Annotated in this window: 16 protein-coding genes; 3 read left to right on the plus strand and 13 right to left on the minus strand. The window is 60.8% G+C overall.

The window, feature by feature from the left end:
* Window positions 1–2,010: DUF5916 domain-containing protein (locus ACE3OH_RS10210; RefSeq protein WP_374351566.1), on the plus strand; the 2,010-nt coding region annotated here is incomplete at its 5' end.
* Window positions 2,011–2,144: 134 nt separating this feature from the next.
* Here ACE3OH_RS10210 and waaF read toward each other — a convergent pair.
* From waaF to ACE3OH_RS10225, 3 genes are all read right to left on the minus strand, one after another.
* A complete protein-coding gene (waaF, locus tag ACE3OH_RS10215; protein ID WP_374351568.1) occupies window positions 2,145–3,197 on the minus strand; it encodes a lipopolysaccharide heptosyltransferase II in 1,053 nt (350 codons plus the stop codon).
* Between the two features lie 185 nt (window positions 3,198–3,382).
* Window positions 3,383–3,586, minus strand: a complete 204-nt coding sequence (locus tag ACE3OH_RS10220) for a zinc-finger domain-containing protein (protein ID WP_374351571.1) — start codon at window positions 3,584–3,586, stop codon at window positions 3,383–3,385.
* Window positions 3,587–3,915: 329 nt separating this feature from the next.
* Window positions 3,916–4,836, minus strand: coding sequence for a branched-chain amino acid transaminase (locus ACE3OH_RS10225; protein ID WP_374351575.1), 921 nt, complete (start codon window positions 4,834–4,836; stop codon window positions 3,916–3,918).
* 146 nt (window positions 4,837–4,982) lie between these two features.
* On the opposite strand from ACE3OH_RS10225, the gene ACE3OH_RS10230 reads away from it, so the two are divergent.
* Window positions 4,983–5,381: an MAPEG family protein gene (locus ACE3OH_RS10230; RefSeq protein ID WP_374351580.1), complete on the plus strand. Its 399-nt coding sequence runs from the start codon at window positions 4,983–4,985 to the stop codon at window positions 5,379–5,381.
* Between the two features lie 108 nt (window positions 5,382–5,489).
* On the opposite strand, the gene ACE3OH_RS10235 is transcribed toward ACE3OH_RS10230, so the two are convergent.
* From ACE3OH_RS10235 to ACE3OH_RS10270, 8 genes are all read right to left on the minus strand, one after another.
* Complete coding sequence (locus ACE3OH_RS10235; RefSeq protein ID WP_374351583.1) at window positions 5,490–6,755, minus strand: diguanylate cyclase domain-containing protein; 1,266 nt, start codon at window positions 6,753–6,755, stop codon at window positions 5,490–5,492.
* Between the two features lie 73 nt (window positions 6,756–6,828).
* Window positions 6,829–7,305 carry a type 3 dihydrofolate reductase gene (folA, locus tag ACE3OH_RS10240; RefSeq protein ID WP_374351586.1) on the minus strand — a complete coding sequence of 159 codons (477 nt, stop codon included), beginning with the start codon at window positions 7,303–7,305 and terminating at the stop codon, window positions 6,829–6,831.
* Between the two features lie 54 nt (window positions 7,306–7,359).
* Entirely contained in the window at window positions 7,360–8,502 is a 1,143-nt protein-coding gene (locus ACE3OH_RS10245; RefSeq protein WP_374351591.1) for a hypothetical protein, read from the minus strand.
* A 3-nt stretch (window positions 8,503–8,505) separates the two neighbouring features.
* Window positions 8,506–9,300 carry a thymidylate synthase gene (locus ACE3OH_RS10250; protein WP_374351594.1) on the minus strand — a complete coding sequence of 265 codons (795 nt, stop codon included), beginning with the start codon at window positions 9,298–9,300 and terminating at the stop codon, window positions 8,506–8,508.
* 179 nt (window positions 9,301–9,479) lie between these two features.
* Window positions 9,480–10,343: a TIGR02285 family protein gene (locus tag ACE3OH_RS10255; protein WP_374351598.1), complete on the minus strand. Its 864-nt coding sequence runs from the start codon at window positions 10,341–10,343 to the stop codon at window positions 9,480–9,482.
* 150 nt (window positions 10,344–10,493) lie between these two features.
* The gene (locus ACE3OH_RS10260; protein ID WP_374351601.1) at window positions 10,494–10,913 is read right to left on the minus strand and encodes an SRPBCC domain-containing protein; all 420 of its coding nucleotides are present in this window, start codon (window positions 10,911–10,913) and stop codon (window positions 10,494–10,496) included.
* 185 nt (window positions 10,914–11,098) lie between these two features.
* Entirely contained in the window at window positions 11,099–12,169 is a 1,071-nt protein-coding gene (gene alr / locus ACE3OH_RS10265; RefSeq protein ID WP_374351604.1) for an alanine racemase, read from the minus strand.
* 475 nt (window positions 12,170–12,644) lie between these two features.
* Window positions 12,645–13,934, minus strand: a complete 1,290-nt coding sequence (locus tag ACE3OH_RS10270) for a D-amino acid dehydrogenase (RefSeq protein WP_374351607.1) — start codon at window positions 13,932–13,934, stop codon at window positions 12,645–12,647.
* A 135-nt stretch (window positions 13,935–14,069) separates the two neighbouring features.
* Here ACE3OH_RS10270 and ACE3OH_RS10275 point away from each other — a divergent pair, with 135 nt between their 5' ends.
* Window positions 14,070–14,549: a winged helix-turn-helix transcriptional regulator gene (locus ACE3OH_RS10275; RefSeq protein WP_374351610.1), complete on the plus strand. Its 480-nt coding sequence runs from the start codon at window positions 14,070–14,072 to the stop codon at window positions 14,547–14,549.
* Window positions 14,550–14,600: 51 nt separating this feature from the next.
* Here the strand turns inward: ACE3OH_RS10275 and ACE3OH_RS10280 are convergent, their stop codons facing one another.
* Window positions 14,601–14,996 carry a hypothetical protein gene (locus tag ACE3OH_RS10280; protein ID WP_374351613.1) on the minus strand — a complete coding sequence of 132 codons (396 nt, stop codon included), beginning with the start codon at window positions 14,994–14,996 and terminating at the stop codon, window positions 14,601–14,603.
* A gap of 111 nt (window positions 14,997–15,107) precedes the next feature.
* Window positions 15,108–15,659: ribulose-phosphate 3-epimerase (rpe, locus tag ACE3OH_RS10285; RefSeq protein WP_374351616.1), on the minus strand; the 552-nt coding region annotated here is incomplete at its 5' end.

Below are 15,659 nucleotides of genomic sequence, written 5' to 3' on the forward strand. Positions count from 1 at the left end.
GACGCGAACTATCTGTATGTCGGCGTGCATTCGGTCGACCCGGAGCCAAGCGAGGTGCTTCACCCGTTTGCCCGCCGTGACAAGGTGTTCAGCGATCAGGATATGCTGCAGCTGATGATCGATGCGGCCGGCGATCGCGGCGCGGCACAGATCTTCCGGGTGGGCGCCGGTGGCGGTATCGGCGACGGCATCTATACCGAGGCCAATGGCGAGGATTTTTCGCCCGACTACGAATTCTCTGCTGCCGCCAGCCTTACCGGCGATGGCTGGTCGGCCGAGTACCGAATTCCGTTTTCCTCGTTGGGTTATAGCGGTTCGGGCAAGAAGTGGCACATTCTGCTGGTACGGGCGCTGCCGCGTGGTGATCGCATCCGCCTGACCAATGGGCCGGTGCCGACCAATACCAACTGCATGCTGTGCTTTGCGCCGGAGGTGGATGGCCTGAGCGATCTGCCGCAAGGGCTGAGCTGGACCCTGACGCCGCAGCTGCTGGCCAGTAGCCGCAGCGACGAGGTCGATGGCAAACGCAGCCATAAGAACGAGCTGCAGCCATCGCTCGACGCCAAGCTGCGCCTCAACCCGCAAACCGTGTTCGATGTCACCCTGAATCCGGATTTTTCGCAGGTGGAAATCGACGCGCCGACGCTGTCAGGCGATAGTCGTTTTGCCACCTTTCTCGACGAGAAGCGACCGTTCTTTCTGGAAGGCGCCGATCTGCTGCAGACGCCGCTGCGCGCGATTCATACCCGCTCGATTACCGATCCGGCCTGGGGGGCACGTGCCACCGTCCGCAGCGATGCGGCCAGTTTCACCATCCTCACCAATCTCGACGATGGCGGTGGCAGCGTGGTACTGCCCGGCGCCTATGGCAATGGCAGTGCGCCGCAGAGCTTCCATTCCCAGGCAACGGTGGCGCGCGCCCATACCCATTTCGGCGACTTCAGCTACGGGGCCTTGCTGACCGATCGCACCCTGTCGGATGGGCGCGGCTACAACCGGGTAGTGGGGCCGGACTTTGGCTGGCAGCTGGATAAAGAAACCCGCGTGCGCGGCCAGTTACTGCTGTCATCCACCACGTCCTTGCCGGGCATCGATGGCCAGCTGCGCAAGGGGCGCGAGCAGCGCGATCACGCCGCTTTGCTGGAGCTGAGCCGCAGCACCGAGGATTGGAATATCTTTGCCAAGTATTCCGATATCGGCCGCCATTTTCGCGCCGACAACGGCTTTCTCACCCAAAGCGGGGTGAACGATGCCTGGCTGGAAGTGACGCGCCGATTCCATCGAGATGGTGATTGGCGCGAGCTCAATCCCTACGTCAATCTTGGCTACACGCAAAGCAGCGAGGGCGACATGATCTGGCAGGCGCAGCGCTTTGGCCTGGCGCTGGCAGGGCCGCGCAATAGTTCGGTGAATATCGAGTGGCGACCGAACGAGCAGGTGCGGCTCGACCCTGATGGCGCCTGGTTTGCCGGCAAGCAGCCGCTGGCCCCGTGGCGGCCGGTGCTCAAGCGCGATTATCTGCATGTGGTCTATGACGGCTCGCCGGCGCCTTCGCTGGGCGAGGTACGCGCCGAAGTCGATATCGGCGACCAGATCGACTATGAAAACGCCCGGCTTGGGCGCGGTGGCCAGGCCAGCCTGTTGGCACGCTGGCGGCCATTCAACCATCTGGAAATCGAACAGCACTGGAGCCGCTATTGGGTGGATGGCCGCGCCATTGGCCTTGGCCGGGTATTTACCGAGACGACCTACCAGTGGAACTCGATTTGGCACTTCAATGCCAGCGATACCCTGCGTTTTATCTGGCAACGCGACGAGATTGCGCGCAACCAGGCTGGCTATCAGAGCCGGGTGGACGCCAAGGTGCATAGCGATGCGGCTTCCTTGGTGTATGCGCATCGTCGCGGTCTGGGCACTGCGCTGTATATCGGTGCCAGCAGCGGGTTTTCAAACGATGGCGGGAAAAGCCGGCAGCGCGAAGTGTTTGTTAAAGCCAGCTGGGCGATCTAAAGAAAATCGGGTCGCTGCAAATGCGTGCTTGCAGCGCGGCGATTGCTAGGTCGGAATTCATTCCGACAGCGTCGCTCGTGAAACTAGCACCTGCTTCGGGGCGCTGGTCGGGTTGAGGCCCGACCTGCGATGGCTCAGATTGCCTGCAGGCGGATGTGATGGTCCCGTGCCAGCAATCGGTCTATCGCCGCTTCCACCATTCCGCTATGCATCTGCTGCATGCAGTTGAAATGCCCGAGTGGGCATTGGCGCTTGAAGCAGGGGCTGCAATCGAGCTGCAGCGACACGATCTCTGCCAGCTCGGTCAACGGTGGGGTGAAGGTCGGGCTGGATGAGCCATAAAGGGCCACGACCGGCCGCTGCAGGGCGGCAGCAACGTGCATCAGGCCGGAATCATTGGTCACCACTACCTTGGCGATCGACAGCAGATCAATCGCCTGTGCCAGCGAGGTGCGGCCGGCCAGATCGACCAGATTGCCGGCGGCCGCCGTGCCGGCCAGCTTGGCGATGGCGGACGTTTCCGGTTGGTCCTTGGCCGAGCCGAACAGCCAGACGGCGTAGCCCTTGGCGATCAGCGCCTGTGCCAGTTCGGCAAAATGCGCTGCCGGCCAGCGCTTGGCCGGGCCGAACTCGGCCCCGGGGCAAAAAGCGGCAACCGGTTTCGCCTCAGACAGGCCCAAAGCGGCCAGTGCCGCCTGGCGCGATGCCGGGTCGATGCGCAATAGCGGTGGTTCGATCGGGCGCGGCAGTGGCGCCCCGGCGCTTTCCGCCAGTATGGCGAAGCGCTCCACCATCTGCGGCAGGGCTTGCTTGTCGAGCTGGCGGGCGTCATTGAGCAGGCCGTAGCGCGATTCGCCGACAAAGCCGGTGCGCTTGGGAATTTTCGCAAACCACGGCACCAGCGCCGACTTGAGCGAGTTGGGCAGCACGATCACCTGATCGAACTGGCCGCGCAGCGATTTGCCCAGCCGCCAGCGCGCGCCCATCTGCAGCGCGCCGTGGCCAAACGGGTTACGCGCGGTGGCGTCCACTTCCGGCATGCGATCGAGCAGCGGCAGCGTCCAGTCCGGCGCCAGCACGGTGATATGGGCGTCGGGCCGGTAGTGCTTGAGCCGCCGGTACAGCGGCTGCGCCATGACGGAGTCGCCCACCCAGGCCGGGGCAATGATCAGGATGCGATAGGGCATGAAGTAAGCGAGGTCGCTTTGCAAAAAGGTAGGAGCGGGCCATGCCCGCGATAGACGCTGGTCTGGCCGTCCGGCGGTGGTCAGCGCAAGGCTGCTGGGTTGCGGGCATGGCCCGCTTTTAGCGCAGCGCGCGGCGCAAGCAGTCGCGCCGCGCTGGATTCAATCAATGCCGGCGCGTTTCCGGATTAATGACCGTGGCCAGCCGGGCCGCCCTTCAGGGTGTACAGGGTGCCGCAATACGGGCAGCGCGCTTCGCCAGTCTGCTCGATCGGCAGGAACACGCGCGGATGGGCATTCCATTTGAGCATGTCCGGCATCGGGCAGTGCAGCGGCAGGTCCTTGGTGTCGATTTCGATCTTGCTTTGGGTGTTTTCTTTGAGTTGGGTCATGGGTTTATCCAGTTACGCCGAATAGATGTCGGATGGGGGAAAAACTGAAGGCAAAGGCACAAAGGCCGAGCAAGAGGAATGCGCTAGTCCACGCTTTGCCTGGTCGGCTGATTCTGCCATCGGGTAGCTGCCACGACTGTCTGATCAAGCTCGGCATGTTCATCAGGATCAGCGCGACGAACTTTAGATCACCATAGCCGAGCTGACCGCTCATGACGGATAGCCCTAGCATCAGGGATGAACTGCCGACGACAAACGCCGAACTGAGGCGTAAAAAGCGCGGCACATCTACGGGTGACGCTAGCCAGCTATTCAATGACATGATCGCCTTACACCTGCGTCAACCAGCCAGCATGCTTGTCCGATTCGCCCTTCACTGCGGCGAAATACATCGCCTGCAGTCGGGTGGTGATCGCGCCACGGCTGCCATCGCCAATGGTGCGGCCATCGAGCTCGCGGATTGGCGTCACTTCGGCAGCGGTGCCGGTGAAAAAGGCTTCGTCGGCGATATACAGCTCGTCGCGGGTAATGCGCTTCTCGATCACCTGCAGGCCGATTTCGCCGGCCAGCTGGATGATGGTGTCGCGGGTGATGCCGGCGAGGCAGGAGGTCAGGTCCGGCGTGTACAGCTTGCCCTTGCTGACCACGAAGATGTTTTCGCCCGAGCCCTCGGCCACATAGCCATCCACATCCAGCAGCAACGCTTCTTCATAACCGTCGCGCACCGCTTCGTTGTTGGCGAGGATGGAATTCATGTAATTGCCATTGGCCTTGGCCTTGCACATGGTCACATTGACATGGTGCCGGGTGAAGGACGAGGTCTTGACGCGTATGCCCTTGTTGATGCCGTCCTCGCCCAGATAGGCGCCCCAGGGCCAGGCGGCAACGATCAGGTGTACATCGTCTTGCGGCGGGGCGACGCCGAGCTTGCCCGAGCCATAAAACGCCATCGGCCGCAGATAGCAGCTGTTCAGGCCGTTTTCGCGCACCACCGCCAGCTGGGCCTCGTTGACTTCGTCCTTGCTGTGCTTGAGCTGCATGCCGAGGATCTTGGCCGAATTGAACAGCCGATCGGTATGGTCCTGCAGGCGGAAGATGGCCGGCCCCTTGGGGGTCTGGTAAGCACGCACGCCTTCGAACACGCCCATGCCGTAGTGCAGGGTGTGGGTCAGCACATGGGTGGTGGCATCGCGCCAGGGAAGCAGCTTGCCGTCGTACCAGATAACGCCGTCGCGGTCGGCCATGGACATGGTGTTCTCCTCAGGGGGCTAGGGCTGCGGCGAACAGCACGGCCGCAATGCGAAAGGCGGCATTTTAGCCGGTTCGGGCGGGCGGCTCCATGGCTATGCCGACCACGGCTGTTTATGATGGTTGTTTCGCCAATCTGGAGTGAACCATGACTATCAGCTACGCCTGCCTGTTGATCGCGGTGCTGTTGCCCTATGTGTGGGTGGTGTGCGCCAAAGCCGGTATCAAGATCGATGGCGAACCTCGCGGCTACAACAACCATGCGCCGCGCGCGCAGCAGGAACAACTGCAAGGCTGGCGCCGCCGCGCAGTGTGGGCACACAACAATGCCTTCGAGGCTTTGCCGGGCTTTATCGCAGCCGTACTGGTAGCGGCGCATGCCGGCGTGGCGGTGGGGCGGATCAATGTAGCTGCCCTGTTGTTTGTGTTGGTACGGGTGCTGCACGGCATTTTCTATCTGGCCGACCAAGCCATGCTGCGATCGCTGAGTTGGCTGATCGGCATCGGTGCGGTGGCTTATCTGTTTGCGCAAGCCCTGATGCATTAAGTGTCGCGGGCAAACCGCCTTGGCGCCATGAAGCGGCATGCTGATGCAATGAGCGCCTGCAGTTTGGCAGGGTGCGCCATGTCAACTTGGTGCCAAGGCGTGCTGTCCTCAATCTGGTGCGTCGTCGCTATAGATGGCATAGCGATGCTTGCCACCGAATTTCGCCTGATACATGGCGATATCGGCGTGGCGGCGCAGGCTGGCGGTGTTGTCGCCGTGCTCGGGGCAGATGGCGATGCCGATGCTGGCGCGCACGCGCAGCTGCTGGCCATCGAGTTCGACCGGCTCGGCCAGCGAGGCGAGCATTTTTTCCGCTACCTGGATGGCCGCATGGCGGTCGGTCAGATTGCCCAGCAGCACCATGAATTCATCGCCGCCCTGGCGCGACACGGTGTCGGATGCACGCACGCAGGCGACGAGGCGCTTGGCGACTACCCGCAACAGCTCGTCGCCGGCGTCGTGGCCATAGTTGTCGTTGACCTGCTTGAAGTCATCAAGGTCGATAAACATCAGGGCCAATACATCACCACGGCGCTGCTGCTGGCGCAGTGCCTGCTCGATATGTTCGGCAAACAGGAAGCGGTTGGGCAGGGCGGTCAGCGTGTCGTAAAACGCCAGATACAGAACCCGCTCCTCATTGCGCTTGCGGGCGGTGATATCGCTGACCAGGGCAAAAATCGAGTGTAGCCGGCCATCCTGATCGGCAATGCCCGATACGCTGATCTCGGCGGTGATGCGCTCGCCATTGGCACGGCGAAGTCCAAGCTCGAAACGGTGATGCGGCATGCTGCCCCAGCGACGCTGCTCATCGATCAGTCGCGTTAAGGACTCTTCCGGCAGCACCTGGCCCGGCGTCAACAGCAGCATCTCTTCGCGGCTATAGCCAAGCAGATCGCATAGCGCCGGGTTCACATCGAGCAGCTCTGCCGTGCTGGCATCAAACAGGGCATAGCCCTCATTGGCCATTTCCAGCACGCGGCGATGGCGGGCTTCGCTATCGCGCAAGGCGTCTTCGACCAGATGGCGCTCGTGCACATCGATCAGGCTGACGACCAATAGCGTTTCATCGGCCCATTCCACCAGCCGGGCGCTGATCAGCATCCACACCAGCTGCCCACCCACCAGGCGCAGGCGCGCTTCGTATTGGCGGATAAAGCCGTTATTGCGCGCCATCAATAGAAACTGCCGCGCCAGACTCGGGCTTTCGAACAATTCACGCAAGGAACTGCCGCTGGACTGCCAGCCCAGGGTGTCGCGCGCCAGCTGATTGAGCGCGACGATGGTGCCGCTATCGGGCTCGACGGCCAGCATCGGTAGCGGCGCGAGCCGGGTCATCTCGGCCAGCAGCGAGGACGTAGTCAGTTCGGTCGTCATATCCTGGATTGGCCGCCAGAGATGCGATCCCCTGCACGCTGGCAACCTGCCGGCCTTGCTGCCGGCTTACTGGTCAGGTTTTGCGGTGGTACACGACAAAACTATAGGCAAAATCGGCCGCCTGCCTAGTTTCGCGTTGTATTTCTGCAAATTGCTCACGCGGCCAAACCGGAAAATGCGCGTCACCTTCGAAATCAGCGTCGATTTCGGTCAGGTAGAGCCGATCGGCCAGCGGCAAGGCTTCGCGGTACAGCGTGGCACCGCCGATCAGGAATACCTCGGGCACATCACCCGCCGCAGCCAGGGCATCCGCCACCGAATGCACCACGGTGACGCCGTCGGCCTGCCAGTTGGCATCGCGCGTCACTACGATATTGTGGCGGCCGGGCAAGGGCCGGCCGATCGAGTCATAGGTCTTGCGCCCCATGATGATCGGCTTGCCGGTGGTGGTTGCCTTGAAATACTTGAGGTCATCCGGCAGATGCCAGGGCAGGGCGTTGTTGATGCCCACGGTGTGGTTGCGGGCGAGGGCGGCGATCAGGGAGAGCATGGGTAGTCTTTCGTAACCCAGATGTGGCGCAGTAATCCGGGCGATTTGCAAAATTCACTCGTTGGTGCTTTGCAAAATTTTGTTAACAGAATCTCGACCTGTTTTGCTGAGAAAGGGCCTTAACGTGGAAAATGGCAGTACATGACTGTAAAAGCATGGTCTGAGTGAGCGACCTGCCTCGGGCTGTTTTGGTAGGAAGCGAAACCCATCTTTGTCCAGGCTAATTTCATATCCTTCGGAATGGATGTCGATATAATCATGGGCAAATTCCCCGCAGTCTTTTTTGTCGTAGCGTAGCTTACTGTTGGTTATGATCTTGGATGCTTTGGCGGAAAGGCAGTTGCGTGGATTGAATGAACTGTCGCAAACCAGGTATTCATCGGCTTGGGTATCCAATTTTGTTTTGAACCATTTCCAAAGATCTTCCGATTCTCCTGTTTCAATGTCGTGGGTCTTTAGCGATGTGGCGAAAAGTGGATGTGCTCCACCGCAGTAGCCCTCGAGAGATACGGACCAAGATATCCACTGAGAGCCCCAATAGCGAAGTGCAGATTGTGTTGAGTAGCCTCCTTCTAGGGGGGCTGTGCGAAATTTGCAGTCAAAACTCTCAGCTATATCTTGCTGCAGAGAATTCCGGAAAAATTGATTGAGAGGGCTTGTGCCACTCACAGGGTCCAATAGCTCAATGGTGGAAACACTCTTGTTAAGAGCGTAGAGAAGTCGATAGGGCTTGGACATGAATTGTCTCTGGGGGCTGCTGCCGATTGCCTGTATCGCTACTTTTGGTGCGTAGTACACGCTTGCCGGGCATGCATCTCCAGCATCTTTAGGTACCTTGACTTTGCTAAGCTGGAAAGCAACCTTTTTCTTGTTGGTCGCATTGATGCGCACGCCGACAAGGCGATGAGGCGTGAATGTGTTGATTTTCCAGGTTATGTTGCTGTCGGAGCGGCTTGGGGTGATTGATTCTGCCCAGCTGTTCACTCCCTTTTCTTGGTGGTTTAAATAGCGATCTTGCAAATCTCGTAGGTTGTAGTATCGGGAGTCGTAGTCGAAACAGGCGATGGTTTGCTGTCCACCTAGCGTGCCCCGCCACACGCCTGTGATCGCGGCGCCTTCGGTTTGTGCAGCGAATGCCCAGCTTCCGATAATTAAGAAAATAGATAGCTGATATATGGCACGGAAGGTCATTTTCACAACTTAGACTGCCACCGGCGCCTTGATAGCAGGATGGCTCTCATACCCTTCCAGGGTGAAGTCTTCAAACTTGAAGCCAAAGATATCCTTTACCTCCGGGTTCAGCTTCATGGTCGGTAGTGGCAGCGGCTGGCGTGCCAGTTGCAGCTGCACCTGTTCCATATGATTCGAATAGATATGGCAATCGCCACCGGTCCAGACGAAATCGCCGGGCTGCAGGCCGCAGACCTGTGCCACCATCAGCACCAGTAGTGCGTAGGAGGCGATATTGAACGGCACGCCGAGGAACAGGTCGGCGCTGCGCTGGTAGAGTTGGCAGCTGAGCTTGCCGTCGGCCACATAGAACTGGAAGAAGGCATGGCAGGGCGGCAGGGCCATGTTTTCGATTTCGCCGACATTCCAGGCCGATACGATCAGTCGGCGAGAGTCGGGGTTCTTTTTGATCTGCTCGATCAGCTGGCTGATCTGGTCGATATGGCGGCCATCAGCAGCAGGCCAGGAGCGCCATTGCACGCCATACACCGGGCCGAGGTTGCCTTGCGCGTCGGCCCATTCGTCCCAGATGCTGACGCCGTTTTCCTTCAGGTAGGCGATATTCGAGCCGCCCTTCAGGAACCACAGCAGCTCATGGATGATGGATTTGAGATGCACCTTCTTGGTCGTAACAAGCGGAAAGCCTTCGCTGAGATTGAAGCGCATCTGATGACCGAATACCGATTTGGTGCCGGTGCCAGTACGGTCGGTCTTTTCGGTGCCGTGATCCAGCACGTGTTGCAACAGGTCGAGGTAGTTACGCATGGCAGGTATTCCGAAGGCTGGGTGGCTTTGCAGCAAGTTCAAAGCGCAGTAAGCCGGCGATTTTATCAGCTTGGCCGCCGGGCGCGACTGCCGCTTGCCTGTCGGGTGGCTTGCACATCGATATTGACCCGCAGCAATGGCAAGGGGCTAGCCGGGCCGGAATGGCCGTGACAGGCTGCCTATTTGATGCCGGGGTGAAGCTTTTGATAGCGCCGCCGCTCCTCAACGGTAAGCAGCGCTTCATATTCACTTCTTACCGACTCTTCCAGCTGCGCATGATCATCGAGCCTGTCTACATCGGCGATCAGCGCTTCCCCTATCGGCGTGCGATTGCACGAAACATGGCCGGGCAGTAGCTGGCCGCTGCCTTGTATCGGCAAGAACGTCAACGTGGGAAGCTCAGGGTGCTTGCGACGCAAGTATTCGACTTCGGAGGTGTAGCCAAGGGTCAGATCGAAGCGACCCTTGCTGAGCAAGCTCAGCAGATTGCTCAGCGAAGCCTCGCCGGTTTCCTGGAAGTAGCGAAGGGCATCGGGCTGGCGCTGCTGTATCTGCTGGAGCTGGCTATCAATGGCCGAGCCAAAGCGGCGGCGCGGATGCAGGCCGATGAGATGCTGACCATTTGCCACCGCCTTCACCAGCGAGATGTCTTCACCTGCTTGCGCCGCGCCGAGCGATTTGGCCACATCGGGCAGGGCAATCAGCCGCGGCGGTAACAGGTACTGATACGGGCGCCGACTGAAGCGGGCGAACACTTCGCGCTCGGCATTCTTGAACATGGTGATGGCACACATCGGCTGATCACTGCGCCGCATCATTTCTTCACGCCTTTGCACGCTGACTTGTTCAACCACATGCTGGTATTGCGGGAAGTGGCGGATCAGCGCTTCGCGGTAGTGATCGGCAATGCCCTCGCCCTTGTCCTTGCCGCTGGCAATCTCATATGGCGGGAAATCATGGACCAGCCAGCGTATGACTGGCATGGGCGCAGCGTTTGCCAAACTGGCGCAGGCGAGAAGCAAGAGCAGCTGGGCGGCATGCATGGGATATGCCCCGAGGCGGCAATGAACTTCTACACGTTAGCACAGTGTTGTTGCGATGCACCCAAGCTGATCACCAATGACGATATCTTGGGCGACCGCCTGTCAGGCATCGCGGCGGCCAGCGAGTGCGCTGCAGCACGGCCTGCCGGCTTACCGCAGCTGCTCGTGCTGGCGCTGGGTATGTCGGGCGAAATTGTCCAGAATCGCCTGCCAGCCGCTACGTTGCTGCGCCTCGGAATGGGTCTGTTCTGCTTCGAAGGTGACGGTAACCGTGGTGGCGGAGCCCGTCGCGGCAAATTCGACCTTTGCGCTGCGCTCGCCAAAGCGGTATTCAATCAGCTGTTGCGGCTCGATCCTGGTGTATTCCCCGGCAAAGTCAAAGCCAAACGAGCCGTCCTTTGCTTCCATGCGCGAGCAGAATTTGCCGCCAACGCGCAGGTCGACCGTGGCGCTAGTGGTGTGCCAGTCGTCCGAGGCTGCATTCCAGACCTTGATGTCTTCCGGGCTGGTGTAGCGAGCCCATACGACTTCTATCGGAGCGTAAACCTCGGTGGATACAGTGATTTTCATGGCAATGCCCTGGATGTGGTGTGATGAAGTGCAATGCGCCGGCTTAGGCCGGGCATAAGGCGCTGAATGCGGCAAGGCGCGATCGATCCTGCTCGACACCGTGCAGCCGGGCCGTGGTGGCAAATTCCGTGTCTCGCTGGCCGGGTTTGCGACAATCCAGCTGCTGTGTGCGCTACCGGTATTGCCTAGCTGCCGATTTCCACGAACCGCGCCCGCTTCACATTGCAGAATAGCTCATAGTCGATGGTGCCAGCCGCTGTCGCGATCTCGCCGGCGGGCAGGCCTTCGCCCCATAGCCGTACCGGGCTGCCGACATCGGCCTGGGGCAGGGCGGTAATGTCGACGACCAGCATATCCATCGATACCCGCCCGATGATAGGGCAGCGCTGGCCTTGTACCAGCACCGGCGTACCACTTGGCACCACGCGCGGATAGCCGTCGGCATAGCCGCAGGCCACGACCGCCATACGGGTGGCGCGTTCGGTGACAAAGCGGGCGCCGTAGCCGATGGGCTCGCCGGCGGCCAGCTCGCGTACCGCGATGATGGCGCTGTCGAACTGCATCACCGGGCGTGGCCAGTCGGGTAGCTGGCGGTCCACCCCATTGCCGCCATACAGCATGATGCCGGCGCGGCCCCAGTCGCCATGGGCGGCGGGCCAGCCGAGAATGCCGCCGGAGTTGGACAGGCTGGTTTCTACCGGCAGGCCGTCGATGGCGGCGCGGAATGCCGCAACCTGCTCGGCCGTTGCGGGGCAGTCGAGTTCATCAGCGCGGGCAAAGTGGGTCATGGCGAGCACCTTGCCGACCTTGCCGGTGGCCAGCAGCCGCGCATGGGCGGCGCGGAATTCGCCGGGCGCCATGCCCAGCCGGTGCATGCCGCTGTCGATCTTGGCCCAGATGGTGAGCGGGGCGGCGAGGCTGGCGGCTTCGATATCGGCGATCTGCGCGCTGCTGTGCAGGGCGCTCCACAGATCATGCCGGGCAATATCGGCCAGCTCGCTGGCGTCAAACCAGCCTTCCAGCAGCAGGATGGGTTTCTTGATGCCCGCTTCACGTAGTTGGATCGCCTCCTCGATGGCCGCCACGCCAAAGCCGTCGGCAATATCCTCCAGCGCCCGCGCGCAGCGCAGCGCGCCGTGGCCATAGGCATTGGCCTTGACGATGGCCAGCACCCGCCCGCCATGCAGGCGCTTGGCCAGCAGATAGTTGTAACGCAGGGCGGCAAGGTCGATGGTGGCAGTCAGTGGGCGGCTCATGGTACGGGGCTTTGTTAGGTGGTGGTTTGGTCAGGCATGGCTGTTAGGGGGCTTGGCCTTGCCTGAGATAACAAGTAATTGGCGAATGGCTAGATCGACATTCATTCCGACAGGGTTTTTGGTCGTGGTGCGTGTGGTTTCAACCGCTGTTTACCAAGATCCTGTGCATGCGGCGCCTGCGTAACGATGCGGTGCTGATCAACCAGCCCTCTCTCCAGCGAGGGGAGAGGGGGAAGCAAGGTGACCCAGGTCTTCGTAGTGCTTAGCCCTAATATGTTTCATGCCAACTAGCATTCGAGCGAGGCACTGCACATGGGTAGGTCACCCTGTGCACCCTCTCCCCTCGCGGGAGAGGGGCGGGGAGAGGGGTATGAATACGTACTGCATCTCACGGTTGCGTAAACAGCTTCAAGCGCTTCATGTCGGGTTGAATCCCGACCTACGAATCTGGACTGAAGCCGCTCCTACCTTGGGCTTAGCTGCTCAGCCGGCTGGCAATGGCGCGGCTGCCATAGCGGTCGATGGCAAGGCCTTCGATGCTGATTTCGGCCGGCTTGCCCAGCACCAGGTCGGCGACCAGCTTGCCGGAGCCGCAGGCCATGGTCCAGCCCAGGGTGCCGTGGCCGGTGTTCAGGCTCAAGTTGGCATAGGGGGTGGCGCCCACGATCGGCGTGCCATCGGGAGTCATCGGTCGCAGGCCGGTCCAGAATTCGGCGGCGGCGACATCGCCACCAGTCGGGAACAGCGAGTTGACCACCATCTCCAGGGTCTCGCGGCGGCGAGGGTTCAGCGACAGATCGTAGCCCATCAGCTCGGCCATGCCGCCGACGCGGATACGTTGATCAAAGCGGGTGATGGCGATCTTGTAGGTCTCGTCAAGCACGGTGGAAACCGGCGCGCCATCGGGATCGGTGATCGGAATGGTCAGCGAATAGCCCTTGGTCGGGTAGACCGGAATATCGAGCCCGAGGTCGAGCACCATCTGGCGACTGAAGCTGCCCAGCGCCACCACATAGTGATCGGCCACCAGCTTTTCGCCATCGAGCAGTACCACGCCGGCGATGCGCTGATCGCTGCTCACCTCAAGATGGTCTACCACCGTGCCAAAGCGGAACTGCACCCCGAGGGCTTCGGCGCGGCGCGCTAACTCGCGGGTGAACAGATTGCAGTCGCCGGTTTCGTCATTGGGCAGGCGCAGGCCGCCCACTACCGTGCCGGGCACCTTGGCCAGTGCCGGTTCGGCGCCAACGCAGCCGGCTTCGTCGAGCAATTCGAACGGTACGCCGCAGGCTTCCAGCACCTTGGTGTCGCGCGCTGCGCCATCGAGCTGGTACTGGCTGCGAAATAGCTGCAAGGTGCCGCCGGTGCGCTCTTCGTAGTGGATGCCGATATCGGCGCGCAGTGCGCGCAGGCAGTCACGGCTGTATTCCGACAGCCGCATCATGCGCTCCTTGTTCAACGCATAGGCATCGTCGGTACAGTTGGCCAGCATCATCGCCTTCCAACGCCACTGGAACAGGCTGCCATCGGGGCGGATCGCCAGTGGTGCGTGGCGCTGGAACAGCCATTTGGCCGCCTTTTGCGGAATGCCGGGCGCCGCCCATGGCGTGGAGTAGCCAGGAGAAATCTGCCCGGCATTGGCAAAGCTGGTTTCCATGGCCACGCCGCTCTGGCGCTCCAGTACGGTGACGCTGGCACCGGATTTCGCCAGGAAATAGGCGGTTGCCACGCCTATCACCCCACCGCCAAGCACGATTACATTCATCTGGTTTCGCCCAAAAATCGCTGAAAGAGAATTCGCGCAGTCTATTGCGCAATCGGCCAAAAGTGCTGCTAAGTACAATATGAAAATTAGGGGTATTTCTGGTTAAATCCAGATTTCACAGGAAAAACTCTGGAAATGACTGCTGTGCGTGAGCTGGACCGTATCGACCGTAAGATTCTTACCCTGCTGCAGCAGGACGGCCGCATGGCGCTGACCGAGCTGGCGGAGAAGGTGGGGCTGTCCACCACCCCAACCTCGGAGCGGGTCAAGCGGCTGGAGCGCGAAGGGGTGATTGCCGGCTATTACGCCCGCCTCAACCCGCGCGCCGTGGCTTGCGGCCAGCTGGTATTCGTGGAGCTGCGCCTTGCCGCCAAATCGGCGGAAATCTTCGACCAGTTCCGCCGCGAGGTGATGAAGCTGCCCAATATCGTCGAATGCCATCTGGTGTCGGGCGACTTCGATTACCTGGTCAAAGCGCGCATTTCCGATATGTCGCAGTACCGGATGCTGCTCGGAGACATCCTGCTCAACCTGCCCGGCGCGGTGGAATCGCGCTCCTATGTGGTGATGGAAGAGGTCAAGGAGACCTTGGTGCTGCCGGTGCCCACTGCCTGAGGCGCGTCAGGCGGCGGGCTGTCGTGGCTGCGTTGCCGTTCCACATGCGGCTCAATAGAACACCAGGTTCAGGACATTGTCGTCCTTGTCGGCAAACACCTGCAGATTCAGCCCGCTCGGGTAGCCGAGCACCTTGCTGAGCAGGCTGCCGATTTCGCAGGAATACACATCCATGGCGCCACTGGCCTCGGTTTGCGGTTTGCCGCCGATCATGTAGCAGTTCGACGGCAGCATGCCTTGGATATCACCGCGTGCTACCGCCTTGTCGCCAAGGTCCAGGGTCATCGCCTTGCCGCAGCTCAGGCCCGCAGGATAGGCATTCTGGCAAAGCTGGAAGACCGGTTTATTGACCGGGGTGTCTTTCGGCTTGCTGGCCGTGGCAGCCTGGGCGGCGCCAGCAAACACGGCGAGGGCGACAAGGGTAAGGGCAAGACCGTGGCGCTTCATGGCAAATCCTCCTGGGTTCTGGCTTGGCGGGGAACTACCCAGCCAAGCTAGACCAGTGGATGTATGCCTGCAAGGCGGAAAAGGCCTTGCCGATCAATGGAATAGGCGAGCTTAAACCGTGGCCAGCTGTGCACGCATGGCGGCGATGGTGGCCTGGTAGTCCGGCGTGCTGTAGATCGCTGAGCCGGCCACAAAGGTATCGGCGCCGGCAGCGGCGATTTCGGCGATGTTGTCCACCTTCACGCCGCCATCGATTTCCAGCCAGATTTCGCGGCCGCTGCGTGCGGTATAGGCATCGATGCGGCGGCGGGCTTCGCGCAGCTTGTTCAGGGTTTGTGGAATGAATTTCTGCCCGCCAAAGCCGGGGTTCACGCTCATCAGCAAGATCATGTCCAGCTTGTCCATCACATGATCGAGATAGTGCAGCGGCGTGGCCGGGTTGAATACCAGACCGGCCTTGCAGCCAGAATCGCGGATCAGGCCAAGGCTGCGGTCGATATGCTCGCTGGCCTCCGGGTGGAAGGTGATGATATTGGCGCCAGCGCGGGCAAAGTCGGGAATGATGCGATCGACCGGCTTGACCATCAGATGCACATCGATCGGCGCATCGGTACAGGGGCGGATCGCTTCGCACACCAGCGGGCCGATGGTCAGGTTCGGCAC

The sequence above is a fragment of the Chitinimonas sp. genome (assembly GCF_041904975.1).
Lineage (GTDB): Bacteria > Pseudomonadota > Gammaproteobacteria > Burkholderiales > Chitinimonadaceae > Chitinimonas.